General features: G+C 65.2%; 19 protein-coding genes and 1 pseudogene. 4 read left to right on the forward strand and 16 right to left on the reverse strand.

Going from position 1 to position 19,115, the window contains the following annotated elements:
* Positions 1-95: pseudogene (locus tag DM868_RS14765) on the forward strand (IS5/IS1182 family transposase); the annotation flags it as partial.
* Positions 96-387: 292 nt separating this feature from the next.
* Here the strand turns inward: DM868_RS14765 and DM868_RS14770 are convergent.
* Complete coding sequence (locus DM868_RS14770) at positions 388-933, reverse strand: NADPH-dependent FMN reductase (protein ID WP_137277607.1); 546 nt, start codon at positions 931-933, stop codon at positions 388-390.
* A gap of 128 nt (positions 934-1,061) precedes the next feature.
* Between DM868_RS14770 and DM868_RS14775 the strand changes: the two genes are divergently transcribed.
* Positions 1,062-2,090: a phosphate signaling complex PhoU family protein gene (locus tag DM868_RS14775; RefSeq protein ID WP_137277608.1), complete on the forward strand. Its 1,029-nt coding sequence runs from the start codon at positions 1,062-1,064 to the stop codon at positions 2,088-2,090.
* A 51-nt stretch (positions 2,091-2,141) separates the two neighbouring features.
* On the opposite strand, the gene DM868_RS14780 is transcribed toward DM868_RS14775, so the two are convergent.
* Positions 2,142-3,590 (reverse strand): amidase, encoded by a 1,449-nt coding sequence (locus DM868_RS14780; protein ID WP_137277609.1) that lies wholly within the window; start codon positions 3,588-3,590, stop codon positions 2,142-2,144.
* A gap of 92 nt (positions 3,591-3,682) precedes the next feature.
* Between DM868_RS14780 and DM868_RS14785 the strand changes: the two genes are divergently transcribed.
* Positions 3,683-4,423, forward strand: coding sequence for a 4-phosphopantoate--beta-alanine ligase (locus DM868_RS14785; RefSeq protein ID WP_137277610.1), 741 nt, complete (start codon positions 3,683-3,685; stop codon positions 4,421-4,423).
* A 74-nt stretch (positions 4,424-4,497) separates the two neighbouring features.
* Entirely contained in the window at positions 4,498-5,376 is an 879-nt protein-coding gene (locus DM868_RS14790; protein ID WP_137277611.1) for a DUF7139 domain-containing protein, read from the forward strand.
* 21 nt (positions 5,377-5,397) lie between these two features.
* Here DM868_RS14790 and DM868_RS14795 read toward each other — a convergent pair whose 3' ends face one another.
* The 14 genes from DM868_RS14795 to DM868_RS14860 form a co-directional block, all read right to left on the reverse strand.
* A complete protein-coding gene (locus tag DM868_RS14795; RefSeq protein ID WP_137277612.1) occupies positions 5,398-5,883 on the reverse strand; it encodes a Mut7-C RNAse domain-containing protein in 486 nt (161 codons plus the stop codon).
* Positions 5,880-7,625, reverse strand: a complete 1,746-nt coding sequence (locus DM868_RS14800) for a helix-hairpin-helix domain-containing protein (protein ID WP_137277613.1) — start codon at positions 7,623-7,625, stop codon at positions 5,880-5,882. Before DM868_RS14800 ends, DM868_RS14795 begins: the two co-directional genes overlap by 4 nt.
* Before the next feature lie 25 nt (positions 7,626-7,650).
* Positions 7,651-8,091: a DUF5788 family protein gene (locus DM868_RS14805; RefSeq protein WP_137277614.1), complete on the reverse strand. Its 441-nt coding sequence runs from the start codon at positions 8,089-8,091 to the stop codon at positions 7,651-7,653.
* 81 nt (positions 8,092-8,172) lie between these two features.
* Positions 8,173-8,901, reverse strand: coding sequence for an ABC transporter ATP-binding protein (locus DM868_RS14810; RefSeq protein ID WP_137277615.1), 729 nt, complete (start codon positions 8,899-8,901; stop codon positions 8,173-8,175).
* On the reverse strand, positions 8,894-9,667 hold the full coding sequence (locus DM868_RS14815; protein WP_137277616.1) for an ABC transporter ATP-binding protein: 774 nt from the start codon (positions 9,665-9,667) through the stop codon (positions 8,894-8,896). Before DM868_RS14815 ends, DM868_RS14810 begins: the two co-directional genes overlap by 8 nt.
* 1 nt (position 9,668) lies before the next feature.
* Positions 9,669-10,820, reverse strand: a complete 1,152-nt coding sequence (locus tag DM868_RS14820; protein ID WP_137277617.1) for a branched-chain amino acid ABC transporter permease — start codon at positions 10,818-10,820, stop codon at positions 9,669-9,671.
* Entirely contained in the window at positions 10,817-11,776 is a 960-nt protein-coding gene (locus tag DM868_RS14825; protein ID WP_137277618.1) for a branched-chain amino acid ABC transporter permease, read from the reverse strand. The genes DM868_RS14820 and DM868_RS14825 overlap by 4 nt, the downstream gene beginning before the upstream one ends.
* Before the next feature lie 73 nt (positions 11,777-11,849).
* Entirely contained in the window at positions 11,850-13,184 is a 1,335-nt protein-coding gene (locus DM868_RS14830; protein WP_222845563.1) for a substrate-binding domain-containing protein, read from the reverse strand.
* Positions 13,185-13,322: 138 nt separating this feature from the next.
* Positions 13,323-14,105 carry a 2-amino-3,7-dideoxy-D-threo-hept-6-ulosonate synthase gene (locus DM868_RS14835; protein WP_137277619.1) on the reverse strand — a complete coding sequence of 261 codons (783 nt, stop codon included), beginning with the start codon at positions 14,103-14,105 and terminating at the stop codon, positions 13,323-13,325.
* Between the two features lie 26 nt (positions 14,106-14,131).
* Positions 14,132-14,956: a tryptophan synthase subunit alpha gene (gene trpA / locus DM868_RS14840; RefSeq protein WP_137277620.1), complete on the reverse strand. Its 825-nt coding sequence runs from the start codon at positions 14,954-14,956 to the stop codon at positions 14,132-14,134.
* On the reverse strand, positions 14,953-16,206 hold the full coding sequence (gene trpB / locus DM868_RS14845; protein ID WP_137277621.1) for a tryptophan synthase subunit beta: 1,254 nt from the start codon (positions 16,204-16,206) through the stop codon (positions 14,953-14,955). Before trpB ends, trpA begins: the two co-directional genes overlap by 4 nt.
* 40 nt (positions 16,207-16,246) lie before the next feature.
* Positions 16,247-17,011, reverse strand: a complete 765-nt coding sequence (trpC, locus tag DM868_RS14850) for an indole-3-glycerol phosphate synthase (protein WP_137277622.1) — start codon at positions 17,009-17,011, stop codon at positions 16,247-16,249.
* A gap of 105 nt (positions 17,012-17,116) precedes the next feature.
* Complete coding sequence (locus DM868_RS14855; RefSeq protein WP_137277623.1) at positions 17,117-18,085, reverse strand: electron transfer flavoprotein subunit alpha/FixB family protein; 969 nt, start codon at positions 18,083-18,085, stop codon at positions 17,117-17,119.
* Complete coding sequence (locus tag DM868_RS14860; protein ID WP_137277624.1) at positions 18,082-18,876, reverse strand: electron transfer flavoprotein subunit beta/FixA family protein; 795 nt, start codon at positions 18,874-18,876, stop codon at positions 18,082-18,084. Before DM868_RS14860 ends, DM868_RS14855 begins: the two co-directional genes overlap by 4 nt.
* Positions 18,877-19,115: the final 239 nt, after the last annotated feature.

Below are 19,115 nucleotides of genomic sequence, written 5' to 3' on the forward strand. Positions count from 1 at the left end.
GCTTCGCCGTGCGAGCGCGTACTTGGTTCCGTGAGTTCCGAGAAATCGCGCTGATGTGTGTGGTCTATAACATCAAGCGAGCCGTGAAACAGTGAGTTCCACCGCTGTATGGCGATTCAACACAGCTCTTTATCCATATCGCCTCGCGCGACGAGTTGTAACCGAGCGACATCATCGCAGTGAGGACGCCGGAGGGCGTCGAAACGTTCCAAGATATCCAATTGCACACACCCGGTCGAAATCGATGTTGAGAGGATCGGTACTCTCAGTAACGTCGTCGAAGAACCGCAGTAGGCGGACGGCCCCGCTACAGAAGTGATCTGTAAGGTACTCACTCGGATAGATTGCGATTTAACCGCAAATTCGAGTTCCATTGCTAAATATCGATCACTTCGGTGGTGACCCGACACCGGCGTACGTGACGGTCATGCGACCCAATTTCTGAATCCGCTCTTCTAATCCCGGATCGACGATACGCCTCTCGTCAAACGCGTTCGACGCGTTACGAATACCGATTTCGTGAGGGAGCGTCCATCCATGAACCGATCGAACACCGGTACGCAAATGCTCCAACGTCGGTCCGTACGATCCACCGCCGGCAGTTACCACTAGCCCAACGGTTTTACCGGCGAACTCCTCTTTTCCGAGGTAATCGAGCGCGTTCTTCAATGTCGACGAAATCATCCCATGATAAACGGGCGTTCCCAGTACGATCGAATCCGCCGCTCGGGCGGTTCGACTCAATTCGGATGCGTCGCCGCGGGTTCTGTCGTCGGGATCGAAAAGCGGGAGATCCCAGTCTCTGAGGTCGAGACAATTTGTGTCGGCACCAGAATCGGTGGCGGCGTCCAACACGTGGGAGATTGCCGTTCGGGTAGTACTCTGATCACGAAGGCTCCCGCAAATCCCGATAACGAGCGGTGTATCGGTCATTGCGTACCGTATCGCCTTCGAGAACAAATACCTACCTAATGCATATGTTTATTTAAGAGGTTCAAAATATCACATACCGGTATTATTAATGAAGTAAGAGTAAAGTAACACCATTTGTTTGAAGATACATGGACAATAGGAAAGTTCAGAAGTTAGGTCGCTCCACGCTCGCGATGACGTTACCAGCAACGTGGGCGAAACAACACCATGTTAACAAGGGCGACAATCTCGTTATCGAGCCAAGCGACCGTGGTGTCCTCACCGTTACCCCGGAATTACAGCAGGCGACCGGAACCAAAGCGGTCGTTCACGCACAAGATCTCGACCGACAATCACTCGAACGAGTCATCATCGGCCAGTACGTACTGGGTCGGCAGGTGATCACAGTCGAAAGCGATGACGACCTGACGAACGAGCAGACGGCAGCGATCTACGGAGCCGAAACACAACTGATGGGACTCGGTGTGATCGAGGAGACGCCACGAACCGTTTCGGTACGGTGCTCTGTCGACTCGGAAGATTTCGATATAACCAACATGATCAGGCGCCTCGAGAACACGGGCTCGACGATGCGCAAAGAGGCGGTCAAGGCCCTCTTACACGGCAACACCGAGTTGGCTAAACGGGCGATGAACCGCGAGCGGCAGGCGAACAAGATCTTCGTCCTTATTCTACGATTGATCTTCACCTCCTACCAGAACCCGAGACAGATACGAGCGATCGGTCTCGACAGTGGGCGTCCCCTCATTGGGTACCGGTCGGTCGCCAAGAACCTCGAACTCACCGCGGACAATGCTGAGGACATCGCGACCAGCGTCGTGGAGGCCGACGGGAAACCGCTCGCCGTCGACCAACCGACGATCCGAAACATCTCCACGTTCAGCACGCAGGTCAGCGAACTGAGTTCGCTCGCCATCGACACGGTCATCAAACGGAAGTACGACCTCTATCGGGAGTGTTTGACGCTGTACAACGAGGTCGAGACAGCGGAACGGACACTACTGGAAGCGATCCCCGAGGTAGACAACGCGGAGTTGCTCCGCGTACGACAAATTATCGTCAGCCTCCATCAGACCGCCCAGTACGCGATCAGAAACGCCGAAATCGCGGCTAATTTAGCGCTCGATCACGACTCGGGGTACGTGAGTATAACCTGAGATACTCGCAGTTACACTGGCCTTCAGCGCCTCGAAGTCCAGTCGGTCCTATCAGAAATAGTCGGGGTATGCGTCCGCCCACGGCCGCGCCCGTTCGAGCGCCGCCGCGACGGCCAGCACGTCCGCCTCGGCGAACCGGCGGCCGACGACCTGCAAGCCGACTGGGAGACCGTCGTCCGTGAAGCCAGCGGGGACCGAGGCGGCGGGGTGGCCGGTCAGGTTGAACACCCAGGTGAGCATCGCGTCGGTGGGGACGCCGAGCACCGACTGACCGTCGATCTCCGTCGGATAGCCGTCGTCCAGTGATTTGCCGTACGGCGGAACGGTGAGCGTCGGCGTCACGAGGGCGTCGTGACCATCGAACGACGCCTCGATCGCCCGATAGGCGTCGGTTCGCGGGACGTTCGCCAGGCGCTCTTCGAGCGTCTCGACGCCGTCGGCGAGCGCGATCGTCGACTGGAGCGTGTTCTCGACGTCAGCCGTCTCGAGGTCGATCCCGTGCGCCGACTCGACCTGTGCGGCGAGGGCGCCGAAAAACGCGCCGACCTGCCGGACGTACGCCATCGAGAGCGCCTCGTACGGGGGCAGATCCACGTCGACGGACTCGACGGTCACGCCGGCCGCGGCGAGGTCGTCGACCGCGTCGCCGACCGTCTCACGGACGACGGGATCGACGGGCTGAAGGTCGAGGTTCGGGCTGTAAGCGATCGAGAGGTCGTCTGTCGGCCGGTCCGTCGCGTCGGCGTACGTGACGCCACCGAGAGGCACCGACAGCGGATCTCGGTCGTCGCGGCCCGACAGCACGTCGAGCGTGAGCGCGACGTCGTCGACGGTTCGGGCCATCGGCCCGCCGACGAAGGCGGGCGTCTGCGCGCAAAAGCCGTCCATCGACGTGTACTCGGGAACGACGCCGAGCGTCGGTTTGAACCCGACGACGTTACAGCAGGAGGCCGGCACGCGGAGCGACCCGCCGACGTCCGATCCGGTCGCCAGGCGGATCGCACCCGCCGCGAGCGCCGCCGCGGAACCGCCCGAGGAACCCCCGGCGGAGCGCTCGGTGTCGAACGGTGTCGGCGTCGCGCCGACGAGGCGGTTCTCGGTCTTGATCGTGTGCGCCAGCGCGGGGGTGCTCGTCGTCCCGACGACGACCGCGCCCGCGGCCTCCAACCGTTCGACGGCGATCGAGTCGTCGCTCGCGACGTTGTCTGCGAGCGGTTTCAACCCCAGCGTGTTCGGGACGCCCTCCTTTCGAGTCCGGAGGTCCTTGATCGCGACGGGGACCCCGGCGAGCGGCCCAGGATCGCGCCCGTCCGAGACGTCAGCGTCGATCTCGGCGGCGCGCTCGCGCGCGTCGTCGGCGATGACCGCGATAAACGCGTTCAGATCTGCCGTGGCGTCGATGCGATCCAGCGCGGCCTCGACGAGGTCGGCCGACGATCGACGGCCGGTACGAACATCGCTCGCGAGTCGGCTGACGGGGGGATCGTGGGAGGAAGACACACTGGGCGTTCTCGCGTTGGGCCAATAAACCCGAGGGCGGTCGCGCTCGCGCGAACGGGACGCTTTTATCCGCCGCCATCCGACCGGGCGGTATGACCGGTCCGGAGATCCCGGAATCACACCCCAGATACGAGTCGCTGTTGACGCGACACCGCATCGAAGCCGGCGTCGATCGCGGTCTCACGTCCAGACAGGGGCTCATCGCACAGGGCCGCGGCGAGGCGTTCGACTATCTGCTCGGCGAGGAGACCATTCCGAGCGCGGCCGAGGCCGAGCGCGCCGCCGCCGCGCACTTGCTTCGCGCCGAGCATACCGTGTTGTCGGTCAACGGCAACGTCGCCGCGCTCGCTCCCGGCGAGATCGTCGAACTGGCCGAGACGACCGGGTCGGACATCGAGGTGAACCTGTTCAACCGGACCGACGGGCGGATCGAGCGGATCGCCGAACACCTGCGCGACCACGGGGCCGAGGCAGTCAAGGGACTGACCGCCGACGGGCGAATTCCCGGGCTGGATCACGAGCGGGCGAAGGTCGACGCCGACGGGATCGGCGCGGCGGACGTGGTGTTGGTACCGCTGGAGGACGGCGACCGAGCCGAGGCGCTCGGGGCGATGGGGAAAACCGAGCTCGTGATCGATCTCAACCCCATGTCGCGGTCGGCGCGGGCGGCGACGGTCCCGATCGTCGATAACCTGATTCGTGCCGTCCCGAACATGACCGAACACGCGGCGGACCTGGCCGATGCGGACCGGGAGACGCTGGATTCGATCGTCGAATCGTTCGACGCCGACGAGGCGCTCGCGTCGGCCGAACAGCGGATTCGAGACGTGTGAATCGAGAGACGCGTTTCGCGTCGTCTTGCGCTCGTCTGACATAGTGTTTTGTGGGTCGAACGAGAACGGCCCCTATGGCTAGCCTCACCGAGGTCTACAGGGGAGGAGGCGGGGGCGGCCTCCAGCGGCTGTACGCCGGTGTCGCGCTGTTCGGGGTCGGGGCGATTCTCGTTACGACCGGACTCCTCGTCGTCTCGACCGAGCTTGGCGCGACGCTCGGGCTCGGGCAGTTCGAAGCACGAGAGCTCGCCGGCGTGTTGGGCGGAATCGGATTCCCGGCAGTGCTTCTCGGGACGATGGTCGCGCTGCCCAGAGCCTCCAGACGGCTCCAGGCTGCGGCGGCCGTCGGCGCGCTTTTCAGCCTCGTCGGCGTCGGGCTGTTCGTTCGCTTCTACCCGGTCGATTGGGTCGGCGGCTCCGGAGACACGACGATGACGCTCGTCGTCTCGGTGAGCTACTTCGTCGGCACGATCGTGACGAGCTGGTGTCTGTTTACTGCCGTCGCCAACTTCAAAGCCCGCAACGACCCGGGCGGAACGATCTCCCTCGAGATCACGAAGGAGGGGGAAACGCGGGTGGTCGAGGTGTCGAACGACGAGTTGCGCGGCCGACTCGGGGGCATCGGCATGTTGGGCGCGACGCCCGACGGGGAGGTCGAAACGCAGACCAACCGGCCGGACGGGGGAACGCGCACGCGTTCAGGCGGGGCGAGCGTCGACCCCACCGACGGCGGAACCGACCACGAGCCAACGATACGCGAACCTGGGTTCTCCGACGACGCGGAGTTCCTCGACGACGGCCCATCGACCCCGATCAGCGACACCTACTGCGGCAACTGCGCGTACTTCCGCTACGTCCGCACCGACGACGGGCTGGTGCCGTACTGCGGGCTCCACAGCGAGGCGATGGACGACATGGACGCCTGCGACGAGTGGTCGCCGAACACCAGCTGATCGCCGTCCTCGAACCGACCGCTAGCCGAGCATCTCGTCGATCCGATCGTAGTGGCTACCCTTCCAGAAGACCTGTCCGCACGAGCGACAGCGCCAGCAGTCGGTACTTGCGGGGTCAGGGGCGTACTCGGGGGTCTCCGATTCGGATGGAACGGGATCGAGGATGCCGTTACAGCGCCCGCAGTGCGTCGGCAGGTCGGCGATTGCGAGGGCGAAGCCCGCTTCGCGGAGTTCGGCCAGTTGGTCGTTGAGTTCGAGCGCGGTGACCAGAACGGCCCCGTCGACGCTCGCAGCCAACTCGACGTCTCGCGTCAGCAGGCGGCGACTCTCTCCCTCGGCGAGCGTCGCGAGGCGATCGTCGTCCTCGATTCCTCGATCCAACGCGTAGGCCGCATCATACCCGCAGACCCGGAAGTAGACGGCGAGTTTGCCGAGCATAACGTCGAGCAGGAGTCGGTCGGTGTCCGGGGCGATGACGCCGCGATCGCCACCCGGGGCGTCGGTCATCGATCCAGAAACGCTCGCACGCCAGCTGCGTCCAAACAGTTGAGCACGTCGTCGGGTTCGACCCAGCCGCGGCGGGCAGTGTGGACGCCGAATCGCATGTAATCGAGGGTCTCGACGCCGTGGGCGTCCGTGTTTATACTGATCGTCGCGCCGGCCTCGATCGCGACCTTGGCGTAGCTCGATCGGAGGTCCAGTCGTCGCGGATCGGCGTTGATTTCGAGCACCGTGTCGTGGTCGGCGGCGGCCGCGGCGACCCGCTCGATGTCGATGTCGTGACCGGGCCGTTGGTTCAACAGCCGGCCGGTCGGGTGGCCGATGACGTCGACCGCGGGGTGTTCGATCGCGGTCACGAGTCGGTCGGTCCCGTCGCCGTCGAGGGCGCTGTGCGGCGAGGCGACCACGCAATCGAGCGATTCGAGGGCGTCGTCGCCGACGCTGATCGAGCCCTCAGTGCCGATGTTCGCCTCGACGCCCGCGAACAGTTCGATCGACGCATCGTCGTTCGCCTCGCGCACGGCGTCGGCGTGCGCGAGCAGTTCCTCGTCGTCGAGGCCGACGCCGCCGACCATCCCCGGTCCCGTCGCGTGGTCGGCGATTCCGAGGTACTCGTGGCCGTAGTCGGCCGCCGCCTCGGCCATCTCGACGATCGTCGCCGTGCCGTCCGAGGCGGTCGTGTGGACGTGGAGGTCGCCGAGCACGTCGCCACATTCGACGAGGGTCGGGAGCGTCCCCTCAGCGGCCCGCCTGATCTCATCGCGGTTCTCGCGCAGCTCGGGCGGGATGAGTGGGAGTCCGAGCGCGTCGTAGACGCCGGCTTCCGTCTCGCCGGCGACCCGAGTCCCGACGCGCTGGCTCGCCTCGGGGTCGTCGACCGCGGAGACGTCGAAGACGCCGTACTCGTTGACCTTGAGATCCATCCCGATCGCGCGGTTTCGGAGCGCGACGTTGTGATCTTTGCTCCCCGTGAAGTACTGCAGGGCCGCCCCGAACTCCTCGGGAACCACGACGCGCAGGTCGACACGCTGACCCTCGGATCGGACCGAGGCCTTGTTCGTCCCGGCCTCGATCACCGAATCGGTCCCCTCCCACGCCTCGAACGCTCCGATGATCGCGTCGCCGTCGTCGCTCGCGACCAACACGTCGACGTCGCCGATCGTTGGCCGCCACCGCCGGATCGATCCCGCCGTCTCGACCGTCTCGGCGGCCTCGTGGCCCGCGAAGAAGGCGACAATCCGGTCGGCGACGGGTCGGGCGTCGCCGAGCAGGCTCCGCTCTCGCGCCTCGCGGGCGAACGGGATGTTCTCCAAGATGTTCGCCTCTGTCTTCGCGCCGAACCCCGTCACCTCTCGTATTTCACCGGCCTCCGCGGCCGCTTCGAGGTCGTCGAGCGTTTCGATCCCCAGCGCCTCGTACAGCGCGCCGACGGTCTTCGGACCGACGCCCTCGACGGCCGTCAGCGCGGCCATGTCGACGGGCAGCCCCTCGCGGAGTTCCTCCAGCTCCCCGATCGTGCCAGTTTCGAGGAACTCCGCGGTCTTGGCGGCGATGGCGTCGCCGACGTCCTCGATCTCGTCGAGGGCGTCCTCGCCGCCCTCCTCGTACAACCGTTCGACGGCGACGGTGTGGCCCAGGATGCTGTCGGCCGCGCGACGGTAGACGTTCGGTTTGTACTCGACATCGCGCGCCTCGAGGTGATCCGCCATCTCCTCCAACAGCGCGGCGACCGCGGCGTTTTTGCTCACGAACCCGCTCCCGCAACCGCTCGGTTCATCGGCCCCGAACCCGCGGGCCGCCGTCGTCGCGACCCAACGCCTGTTTCAGGAAGTCCATCCAGCGTTTCGTGTCCGCGGCCTCCTGGCGTTTCGCCTCCGCCTCGACGCTCCCGGAGCCCAGACTCTCGAGCGCTTCGAGCGCCCGGTCGATCCCGACGATCGCGTTGGCGACCTGCTCGCCCGTCTCGAAGCTGATCTCCCCGTCCTCGATGCGCGCCTTTCGTTCGAGCCGTTCGCGCCGCAGGTTGCGTTTCGCCCGCTCGACGCGGTCGCGCTCGCCCGCCGGCACCGTCTCGCGGCGTTTGATCTCGAAGACGAACTCGCGGAGGTCGATCTCTTCGCCCTGGATCTCGATCCGTTCGGGGATGTCGACGCCGAGCGTCGACCCCTCCCGACCGATGCGTTCGAGCAGCTGTTTGCGCTCGTACTCCTGCACACCCCACTCTCCGTGGTCGAGCGGCAAATAAGAATCGGCAGTTCGAGTCGAGCAGTGGGTGGTGCGAGCGAGGCCGTTCGATTACCCGCCGCCCTGCATCATCTCCTGAATCTGCTCGTCTTCCAACAGCACGTCTGGATCGCCGCTGTCGACGATCTCGCCGCGTTCGATGACGTACATCCGGTCGACGATCTCGGGGACGTGGCTCGCGTTAGACTCGGCGACGAGCACGGAGATGCCGCGGTCGATGATCTCGTGAATGTAGGATTTGAGGTTCTCGACGACGATCGGGGCGAGCCCCTCGAGCGGCTCGTCGAGGATCAACAGGTCAGGGTCGAGCGCCATTGCACGGCCGATCGCGCACATCTTGGCCTGCCCGCCGCTCAGGTTCTGCACCTCCGCGTCGCGTCGGTGATCGAGCTCGTCGAAGATGTCGAAGATCGTCTCGACCATCGCATCCTCGTCGTCGATACCGCGTGCCTTTCCGGAAGACCAGATCGGGAGCCGGAAGTTCTCCTCGACGGTCATCCCGGTGAACAGATCGCGGCCCTCCGGTTGGTAGCCGATCCCGCGAGTCGGGATGACTTCCGGTCGGAGCTTGGTGAGCTCCTCACCACTGTAGCGGATCGAGCCGTCGGCGAGCGGCGTCAGTCCCATCACCGCGCGGAACGTCGAGGTCTTGCCCGCGCCGTTTCGGCCGACGAGACCGACCGCTTCGCCCTCGTTGACCGTGAGATCGAGGCCGTGCGTGACCTCGAAGCCCTCGACCATCGCGTAGTTGTTCTCCAGTTCGAGGAGGGCGTCACTCATCTTCGGTCACCCCCAGGAGGGTGCGCCGAAGTTCGGCGTCGGTGTCGAGAAGCGTCGGCGGGCCCTCCCTGAAGACGCTCCCCTCGACGAGGGCGACCATCCGATCGGCGTAGTTTCTGACGATGTCCATGTCGTGTTCGATCGTGACCGTCGAGACGTTCTGCTCTTTGCTCGCCTCGACGACTGTCTCGATGACGTACTCCTTCTCCTCGGAGCCGACGCCGGAGGTCGGCTCGTCGAGGAGCAGGTAGTTCGGCTCGAGCGCGAAGGAGATCGCGACGTCGAGGAGCTTTCGGTCGCCGTGCGGCAACGTCTCCGCGACCTCGTCGGCGACGTCCTCTAGGCGGAACTGCTCGAGGAGGTCGTCGACGTCCGATTCGACCACCTCGTGTTCGTTGTCGAGGCTTCGCACCTCAGTGAACTTGCCGTGATTCGACAGCGAGGCCGTCCGGATGTTCTCCCGAACCGTCATCTCCTCAAAGAGGTGGACGATCTGGAAGCTCCTGACGAGCCCCTCCTTGACGCGTCGATCGGGGCGCATGCCGGTGATGTCGCGCTCGGCGGTCCCGTCCGCCTCGTGCATGATCACCGATCCCTCGTCGGGCTCTAAGAGTCCGGTGAGGAGGTTGATGAGCGTGGTTTTGCCGGCCCCGTTCGGGCCGACGATGAACACCATCTCGCCCTCCTCCTCGCCGAACCGTATCGATACGTCGTCCGTCGCGCGGAGTTTGCCGAACTCCTTTACCAGATTGCGTGCTTCGAGCATCTCACTTCACCCCGAACAGGAGGATTTTGGTCGTTTCGGCGGCGTCGCGTAGTTTCGACGCGAGGAGTCCGCCCAGGAAGCTCGCGTCACCCGAGAGCATCCCGGGGTTCCGCGCGCGGTCTTTGATCCCACCGGCGATGGCCGGCAGCGAACCGATGACGCCGTTCGGGAGCAAGAAGACGACGAGAAACAGCACGAACCCGGTCGCGAACTCCCAGTACTCCGTTGCGAAGCGGAGTTCGGTGAGCATGTACGTCAGGACGATACCGCCGACGATCGGACCCAACAGGGTCTGGAAGCCGCCGAGGATCGCCATGAACAGGATTTCGCCCGAGCGGAGCACGAACAGCGAGCTCGTCGGGCGGATGTGTAGCATGCTGAGCGCGTAGAGGCCGCCCGCGAGTCCGCCGTAGACGGCGGAGATGATGAACGTCAACCAGACGTATCGCTTGACAGGCACGCCGATGAATCGCGCTCGCGTCCGGTCCTGTCCGATCGCGTCGAGCGCGCGGCCGAACGGCGAGTTGATGATCCGCCAGGTCACGACCAACATGACGACGAGGACGACCATGGCGAGGTAGTAGATCAACACCTCGTACTGGGTCGATCCCCACTCCATGCCGAAGATCGTCGGCCGCAGCAAGTCGCTCTCGGGACGAACCCCGAGCCCGTCGTCGGAGCCGAGTAGCTCCGGACTGCCCATCACGATCGCGAACAGGAGTTGGTTGAACGCGAGCGTCAAAAGCGAGAAGTAGATGTCCAGGTAGCCGGCGACGAGCCAGCCGATGAGGACGGCGAGCGACGTCGCGAGGATGATTCCCGCCAGCACGAGGAGGAGTGCCTCCTCGATGCCGCCGTATCGCGCGGCGATGGCCGCACCGTAGGCACCGCCGCCGAAGAAGGCGGCGTGACCGAAGGAGACGAGTTCGGTGTGACGCAACAGCAGGTTCAGCCCGAGCGCCGCCAGCCCCCAACAGAGGCCGACGTAGACGGTTCTGACGCGGAGCTGCGATTGGAACCCCTGGAGTTCGGGGACGAGAAACAGCGCGAAGAGGCCCAAGAAGGCGTACAGCAGCTGCTTCGGCGTCAGTTTGACGCCCTTTATCAGGCGGAAGCGACGCGGCCCGTCCGCGTCGGTGTCGTCGGTGCTCATTCGATCTCACCCCAGGTTCCGTAGAGACCCTCCGGTCTCAGCAGTAGTACAGCGACCATGATAGCGAACGGCGCGGCCAGTTCGGCCGGCGGATACAGCAATATCGCCCATCGGCTCGCGACGCCGATGAGGAGTGCGGCAACGAACGCACCCTTGATCGATCCGAGACCGCCGACGACGATGACGACGAACGAGAGCACGAGCGGGTTCGTCCCCATCTCGACACCCGCTGAGATGGGTCCGGCACCGTGGATCGCACCCGCAAAGCCGGCGAAGAACCCGCCCATCGCGAAGACGAGCGTGAACACGCGATCAGGGCTGACGCCCATCGCCGTCGCCGCCTCGCGGTTGATCGCGGTCGCACGCACGATGCGGCCGGTCTTCGTCCGCTCGAAAAACCAGATCAGGAATCCGAACACGCCGAGGCCGACCAGAATGGCGAAGATGTTGTAGCTCGGATAGCTGAACCCGACGAGTTCGGTCGTCGGTACCTGATTGACCGTCCCGAAGACACCCTCCAGCCGTCGCGGGGTGCCGCCCCAGATGAACAACATCACGTCGACGAGCATCAGGAGGAGCGCGTAGGTCAAGAGGAGCTGATACACCTCCTTTCGGTCGTAGATCGGTCTAATGAGCACGGTCTCGATGATCGCGCTCACCGGTAACAGCACGGCCGCCGAGACGAGCAATGCGAGGATCACCACGGCGGCGAAGATCAATCCGGAAGTCACCCCGGTCGGTTCCCCGACGACGCCGACGAGAAACCCGGCAATGCTGAACACGAGGAACGCGCCGAGCGCGTAGAACTCGCCGTGCGCGAGGTTCAAGATCCCGAGGACGCCGAAGATGATCGTCAGCCCGGTCGCGATCATAAACAGGATGAACCCGAAAAAGAGCCCGTTGAGTGTCTGCTCGACGAGCAGGCCGGGCGAGGCGAAGAGCGCGGATTCAAGCATACCCGTCACGTCCCGGGGTTACTGTCGTTTTCCGTTGTACGCTTACAGTCATGCAAATACGTGGAAAGGAAGGTTACCAGTTGTTGACCCAGTCCAGCGACACCTGGCCCTGCGGTGGCGAGACGTGGCTCGGCGGAATCGCCTCGAGGTCTTCGAGCACGGCGTGCCCGCGATCGTCATCCCACTCGATGCGACCGAAGTGCGCCGTCGAGTAGGTCTGGTGGTTCGGCGCAACCGTGTGATAGCCGGCGGGCGTGTAGAAGCCGTGGTTTTCGAGCGTCGCGGCGATCTGCTCTTGGCTCGGATAGCCGCCGACGAGTTGGGCGGCCTTCTCGGTCGCGGTCGCCCACGACGCGACGGCCGCGTAGCCGCTCATGAAGTGCGCAGTCGGGACGACGCCGTATTCGTCCTGCGCTTCGTCGTAGAGCTCTTGTCCCGGCGGCCACTGCTCCATCGACGGCGAGCCCCAGTAGTAGTTCCGGGAGCCGCCCCAGAGGTTCCCCTGAATGTCGTCCTCGCCGAGATCGTTGACCGAGCCGTACCAGACGGTCCCGACGCTGACGCCGACCTCGTCGAAGAGCCCCTGCGATTGCCCCTGATCGAGCAACAGCGTGGCGTCGCCGCCCCAACAGCTCGTAAAGAGCACGTCCGGCGACTCGTTCGCGACCGCGGTCACGTGCGAGGACATGTCGCTCGCGCCGAGCGCCGGGTTCCCGCTGTAAACCTCCTCGGCGCCGGTCAGGTTCTCGATCGCCGCGTTGAAGATCTCGCGCTCGTCGTACCCGAACGCGTAGTCAGGGTTGATGTTCGCGTACGTGTCGATGTTCTCCGCGCCGAGGTCCGCGACCGCGGCTCGCGCCGCGGCGGATGCCTCCATCACGTCGTGGTTCTGGGCTCGGAAGGAGTACTGCGGATCCTCGCCCTCATACAGCGTCGAAACCGTCCCGTCCGTCGAGACGTTGACGACGCCCTGCTCCTCGATGACCGGGAGCAGTTGCTCGTGGCTCCCACTCGAGATGGGCCCGAACGTGACGTCCTTGCCCTCGTCGACGAACCGAGTGTAGTTCTCGATCGCCGCACCGGCCTCCTCGACCACTTCGAGTTCTATCTCCCGTCCGGCGACGCCGCCGGCCTCGTTGATCCGTCGAACTGCGGTTTCGGCCCCGTACTGCGCCTGCAGGCCGAGCACGGCGGGCGCACCTTCGAGGAACGTCTGCAAGCCGGCCTGAATCGGCTCGTCCGGAACCTCGTCGGTCTGCTGTTGGCCGCCGTTACCGCCGTTGCCGCCGTTTCCGTTGCCGTCTTCGCCGCCGATCAGTGACGAACAGCCGGCGAGCGCTGCCGTCAGCGCGCTCCCGCCGGTCGCCTTCATCATATCTCGTCGGTTCAGTTGGTCATCCATTGTCATGAGATACCCTCGTGAGTCACACAGTAGCCAAGCTAAATATAACCGGGGGTGAACATATCAACAATCATCGACACGGACACGAGAACGAGAGCGGGCGCCAACGGGTTGCAGTCGGCGCGATCGAATGTGCTGGCGGCGTTACAGTTCGGCACGTTCGAGCGCCTCGGCGGCACCGAGGTCCTCGTGAACGACCAAGGCGACGGCACGAGCCATCCGCTCGGGATCGTCGTGCTGGAAGATCGTTCGTCCCATCGAGACGCCTGCGCCACCGGCGTCCATCGCGCCCCGCACCGCGCGGAGCGATTCGAGGTCGCCGTCGGGCGAGCCGCCGGCGATGAGCACCGGGCGGCTCGTCGATTCACAGACGTGTTCGAAGCTCTCGGCGTCGCCGCTGTAGCCCGTCTTTATCAGATCCGCGCCGAGTTCCTCAGCGAGCCTGACCGCGTGGCCGAGCGCCTCGGGATCGTCGCCCTGGATGTCGGGGCCTCTGGCGTACGCCATCGCGAGAACGGGCAGCCCGTAGTTGGCGGCCTGATCGGTCAGCCGGCCGAGCCCTTCGATCTGTTTGCGCTCGTGATTCGAGCCGACGTTGATGTGGAACGAGACGGCGTCGGCGCCGGCCCGCAGTGCGGCCTTGACCGAGCCGGTGGGTCGTTTGTCGTTCGCATCGGGGCCGATGGTGGTCGATCCGTTCAGATGGGCGATGTAGCCCGCGCCGTTTTTGTTACCGTGGACGCGGCGCGCGACCCCCTTCTGTGTCAGTACCGAGTCGGCGCCGCCCCGCGTGACGGCGTCGATCGTCGATTCGATGTCCTTCAGTCCCTTGACGGCCCCGATCGTGATCCCGTGATCCATCGGTACGACCACGTACCGACCGTCTGTCCCGATTCGCTGTAGGCGTGCTGTGATCCCTGGTGTCATGATATCTATGAGTGTGAAAGGTTTCCTCAAGTCCGTTCCGGTCGCGAACGACGTTGCGAACCCTCGAGTGCGCCCGCCTTCAATTCACGGGCGAGCACTTCGAGCCGGGCTGCGACGTCGGCCGTGGGGTCGTCGTTGTCGTGCCCGTCGGCGACGATATCGACCAACGCAGAGCCGACGATGACGCCGTCCGCCCCCGCTTCGACGACGCCCGCGGCGTGCTCGCCCGTCGAGATACCGAACCCGACCGCCTTCGGGACGTCGTAATCCTCGAGTCGCGCCAGCGTCTCGGCGGTGTGGTCCGACAACGAAGTGCGCGCGCCGGTGACGCCGAGGCGCGCCTGCACGTAGACGTAGCCCGACACGCGGTCCATGATCCGTTCGAGACGCTCGCCGGCCGTCGTCGGCGCGACGATGAAGATCAGGTCGAGGCCGAACTCGTCGCAGGCCTCGCGGAGGAGGTCCGCCTCCTCGGCGGGTAAGTCGGGGACGACGAACCCCGAAATCCCGACTTCGGCGGCTCGCTCGACGAACGGACGGACCGGTTCGTCGCCGTACTGGTAGAGCAGGTTGTAGTACGTCATGCAGACGAGCGGCACGTCGACATCGAGCGCCTCGACGAACTCGAAGAACCGTTCGGGCGTCATGCCGCCGTCGAGCGCGCGGACGACCGCCCGCTGGATCGTCGGCCCCTCGGCGATCGGCTCGGAGAACGGGAGACCGAGTTCGATCACGTCCGCGCCGCCGCGGGCGAGCGCCTCGACGTACTCGATGGACGACTCGAAGTCCGGGTCACCGGCCGCGAGATACGGCACGAACGCCGGTTCGTCGAAGGCGTCGTCGAGGCTCACCGGTCAAACACTTCCATCCGTGGGGCGTTCTCCAGGTTCCGCTTTTCGGTCTCCTCGATGGCCGCTTCAAGGTCTTTGTCGCCGCGGCCCGAGACGTTGACGACGATCGGTTCGTCGAACTCGACAGAACCGTCGCCGTCCGGTCCGGCAACCGCTTCGAGGAAGCCGAACGCGTGGGCCGTCTCTAGGGCGGGGATGATTCCCTCGTCCTGTGAGAGCCGGTGGAACGCCTCGAGTGCGTCGTCGTCGCCGACAGTGACCGGCTTGACACGCCCCGTGTCGACGAGGTGAGAGAGTTCCGGGCCGACGCCCGAGTAGTCCAGCCCCGAGGAGACGCTGTGTGATTCCATGATCTGCCCGTGGCTGTCCTGGAGCAGTTTCGTGCGCGCGCCGTGGAGGACGCCCTCCTCACCGGTCGACAGCGACGCCGAGTGCGGCGCGACGCCCGCCTCCTCGTCGACGGTGAGCGAGGAGCCGCCCGCCTCGACGGCGTACAGCGTCACGCCCTCGTTGTCGAGCAGTTCGGCAAACGCTCCCATCGTGTTCGAGCCGCCGCCCGCGCAGGCGACGACCGAACCCGGCAGCCCACCAAGCCTGTCGAGCGACTGCGCGCGGATCTCCTCGGAGATGACCGAGTGAAAGTCTCGAACCATCGCGGGAAACGGCGCTGGCCCGACGATGCTTCCGATGACGTAGTGTGTCGTTTCGACGGTCGTCGCCCAGTCGCGCATCGTCTCGCTGATCGCCTCCTTCAGCGTGCCGCGGCCGACGTCGACGGGGGTGACCTCGGCCCCGTTGATCCGCATCCGGAACACGTTCGGCCGCTGGCGATTGATGTCGCGACGGCCCATGTAGATCTCACACGGCATGTCGAGGTGCGCCGCCGCCATCGCCGTCGCCGTGCCGTGTTGGCCTGCGCCGGTTTCGGCGATGATCCGCTCTTTGCCCATGTACTTCGCCAACAGCACCTGCCCGAGAGCGTTGTTGAGCTTGTGCGCGCCGCCGTGCAGCAGATCCTCGCGCTTCAGATACACGTCAACGCCGTACCGCGCCGAGAGCTGTTCGGCGCGCTGCAGCGGCGTCGGTCGCCCGCCGAAATCCCGGATCCGATCGCGGAACTCGTCCATGAAGCCGTCCTCGTTCTCCAAGACGTACCGTCGATACGCGTCCGTCAGTTCATCAATGGCAGGCATCAGCGCCTCCGGGACGTACTGGCCGCCGTAATTGCCGAATTTGGTGTCAGTTGACATGGGTGAGTCGCTCCGTTCAGACATCGGTGAGTCGCTCCGTTCAGACATCGGTGAGTCGCTCCGTGTTCGTGCGGACGTCGCCGTCCATGATCGCCGAGCCGACGAGGAGACCGTCGGCCCCGGCCGCTCGCATCCGCGAAGCGTCGTCTCGTGACGTTATGCCGCTTTCGGCTATCAGGGTGACGCTCTCGCGGGCCGTTGCCGGGATCGAGTCGGCGACGCGCTCGAACGTGCCGAGATCGACGTCGAGCCTCCCCAGATCGCGGTTGTTCACACCGACGATGGTCGCCCCGGCGTCGATGGCGGCCTCGACCTCTTCAGGGGTGTGCGCTTCGACGAGGACCTGAAAGCCGCGATCGCGCGCGGCGGCGAGCAGCTCTTCGAGGTCGTCGACGAACCGTGCGATGAGCAACGCGACATCGGCCTCGACGACGTCTAGTTGCGCCTCTCGGAGGATGAAGTCCTTCCGGAGGACGGGCACGTCGACGGCTTCTCTGACGGCCTCGAGCGTCTCCGGTGCGCCGCCGAAGTGCTCCGGTTCGGTCAGCACCGACAGCGCCGCTGCGCCGCCGTCGACCATCGCCTCGGCGAGTTCGACCGGATCGTCGGTTCGCTCGCCGTCGGTGGTCGGGCTGGTCGGCTTCACCTCGGCGATGAGCGGGACGCGGCCATCGGTTTCGGCCGCGGCGAGCGCGTCCGGGAGCGATCGCGGCGTGACGGACAGCGGCTGATCGCCGCCCGTTCGCCCCTCGGCGGCCTCGAGGATCGACTGGACCGCCGGCGCAACCTCCTCACGAGTGTTCATTACTGTACATTAACGGACTCATTTGCACAAAAGAGTTGCGTCTCGGCGGCGCGAGGCGGTCGCTGGACGGTGAGATAAAACCGAGGTGCGAACGCGCGCTCGCGTCTACAGAGCCGGCGCTGCGCCGCCGAAATCCTCGATGAGTGCAGGAACGACCTCGAAGAGGTCGTCGACGATGCCGTAGTCCGCGATGTCGTAGATCGGCGCGTTCGGGTCGGTGTTGATCGCGACGATCGTATCGGCGCCCTTCATGCCGGCGACGTGCTGGACCGCCCCGGAGATCCCGATCGCGATGTACACGTCCGGCGTGACGACCTTTCCGGACTGGCCGACCTGACGGTTCTGCGGCAGCCAGCCGTTGTCGACGATCGGTCGCGACGAGGACAGCGTCGCGCCGAGCGCGTCCGCGAGCGCCTCGATCAGCGGGATGTTCTCCTCCTCTTCGATCCCCCGACCGACCGACACCAACACGTCGGCTTCGGTGATGTCGACGTCGCCGCCTGCGACCTCCTCGAATCCGTTGACCGTCGATCCGAGCGCCGACGCGTCGATGTCGGCCTCGAAGGCCTCGATCGACGCGTCGCCGGGTTCCTCGGCGACCGGCCACTCGGCCGGCCGGATCGTCAGCACGTACTGCTCGGAGTCGACGTCGTAGGTCGTTTCGACCTTCCCGCCGTACTGTTCGCGGGTGATCTCGACCGGTTCGTCGCCCTTCAGACCGATCACGTCGGTCACGAGCGGAAGGCCGAGCGATCCGGCGACGGCCGGCCCGTAATCGAGTCCGTTGACCGAGTTCGGCAACAGCAGCGCCCTCGGCGCGAGTTCGGCGTGTAGCTGCTCGATCGCCTGCGTGTAGACGCCGTGGTTGAACTCCTCGCCCTCCGCGACAGTGTAGATCGCGTCGACACCCTCGCGGTCGAGCTCCTCGGCGAAGCCATCGACGTCGCCGCCGATGATGGCGACGGCGAGATCGGTGCCGTGTTCGTCAGCGAGTTCACGGCCGGCGGTAACGAGTTCGAAGGAGACATCGCGCAACTCACCGCGGCGGTGTTCGGCGACGGCAAGCACGGTCATCCTTCGACCACCCCCTTGTCACGGAGGAACGCCGCGAGTTCGCTCGCTGTCTCCTCGGGGCTGCCCTCCCAGACGACGGCGTCGCTCTCGGATTCGGGCTCGTACATCGAGGTGCGCTCGACGGGCGAATCGACGACGCTCTCGTCGAGGCCGACATCGGCGAGCGTCTTCGCGTCGAGGGGCTTCCGCTGGGCCTGCCGGATACCGCGGAGGCTGGCGTAGCGGGGCTCGTTGATCCCGGTCTGAATCGTCAAGACGGCTGGGATGTCGACGTCGGTGAGCTCCTCGATGCCCCCTTCGAGTTCGCGGTGGACGGCGGCCTGTCCCGCCTCGGCGTCGAGATCGAGATCGTTCACGACGGCGGCCCACTCGAAGTCGAGGCGTTCGGCCACGGCGACGCCAGTCGCGCCGTTGGAGTCGTCGCCGGCCTGGACGCCCGAGAGGACGAGGTCCGGCTCCTCTTCCTCGGCGACGGCGGCGATGATGTCCGCTTTGGCGCTCACGTCGAGGAACTGTGCCTCGTCGAGGGCGTCGTCCCATACGCGGATCGCGCGGTCTGCGCCCTTCGCGAGGGCCATCCGGACAGTCTCCTCGGCGCGTTCGGGGCCGATGGTGACCGTGATGACCTCCACGTCGTCGGTTTCTTCAGAGATCTGAACAGCCTCCTCAACGGCGTAGTCGTCCCACTCGTTGAGATCGTAGTCGAGAGAGCCTTCGGCGATGTCGAGTCCGGAGATTTCGAACTCGTCGTCGACCTCGGCAACTTCTTTGACGGTGACGAGTATCTTCATTGCAGCGTCTCGTTGGAACTGACGACCGTTCGAGGTTAAATGTTTCCGAATCGTGCGGCAACGATCGCCGTGGTGTCGTCTCTTGCTTCGCAAACGAAAAGCGACGATATGAGACCGTCCGGCGCTTTTCAGCGTCTTTCGAGGCGGAGCCCCCGGCCTCAAGGAGCGAGGGCTTTCGACGCCGAGTCGGAAGGACGACGCCAGTCGGCCGGGGAGGAAGCCGACACGGTGGGAGACAA

The sequence above is a fragment of the Natronomonas salsuginis genome (genome assembly GCF_005239135.1).
Lineage (GTDB): Archaea > Halobacteriota > Halobacteria > Halobacteriales > Haloarculaceae > Natronomonas > Natronomonas salsuginis.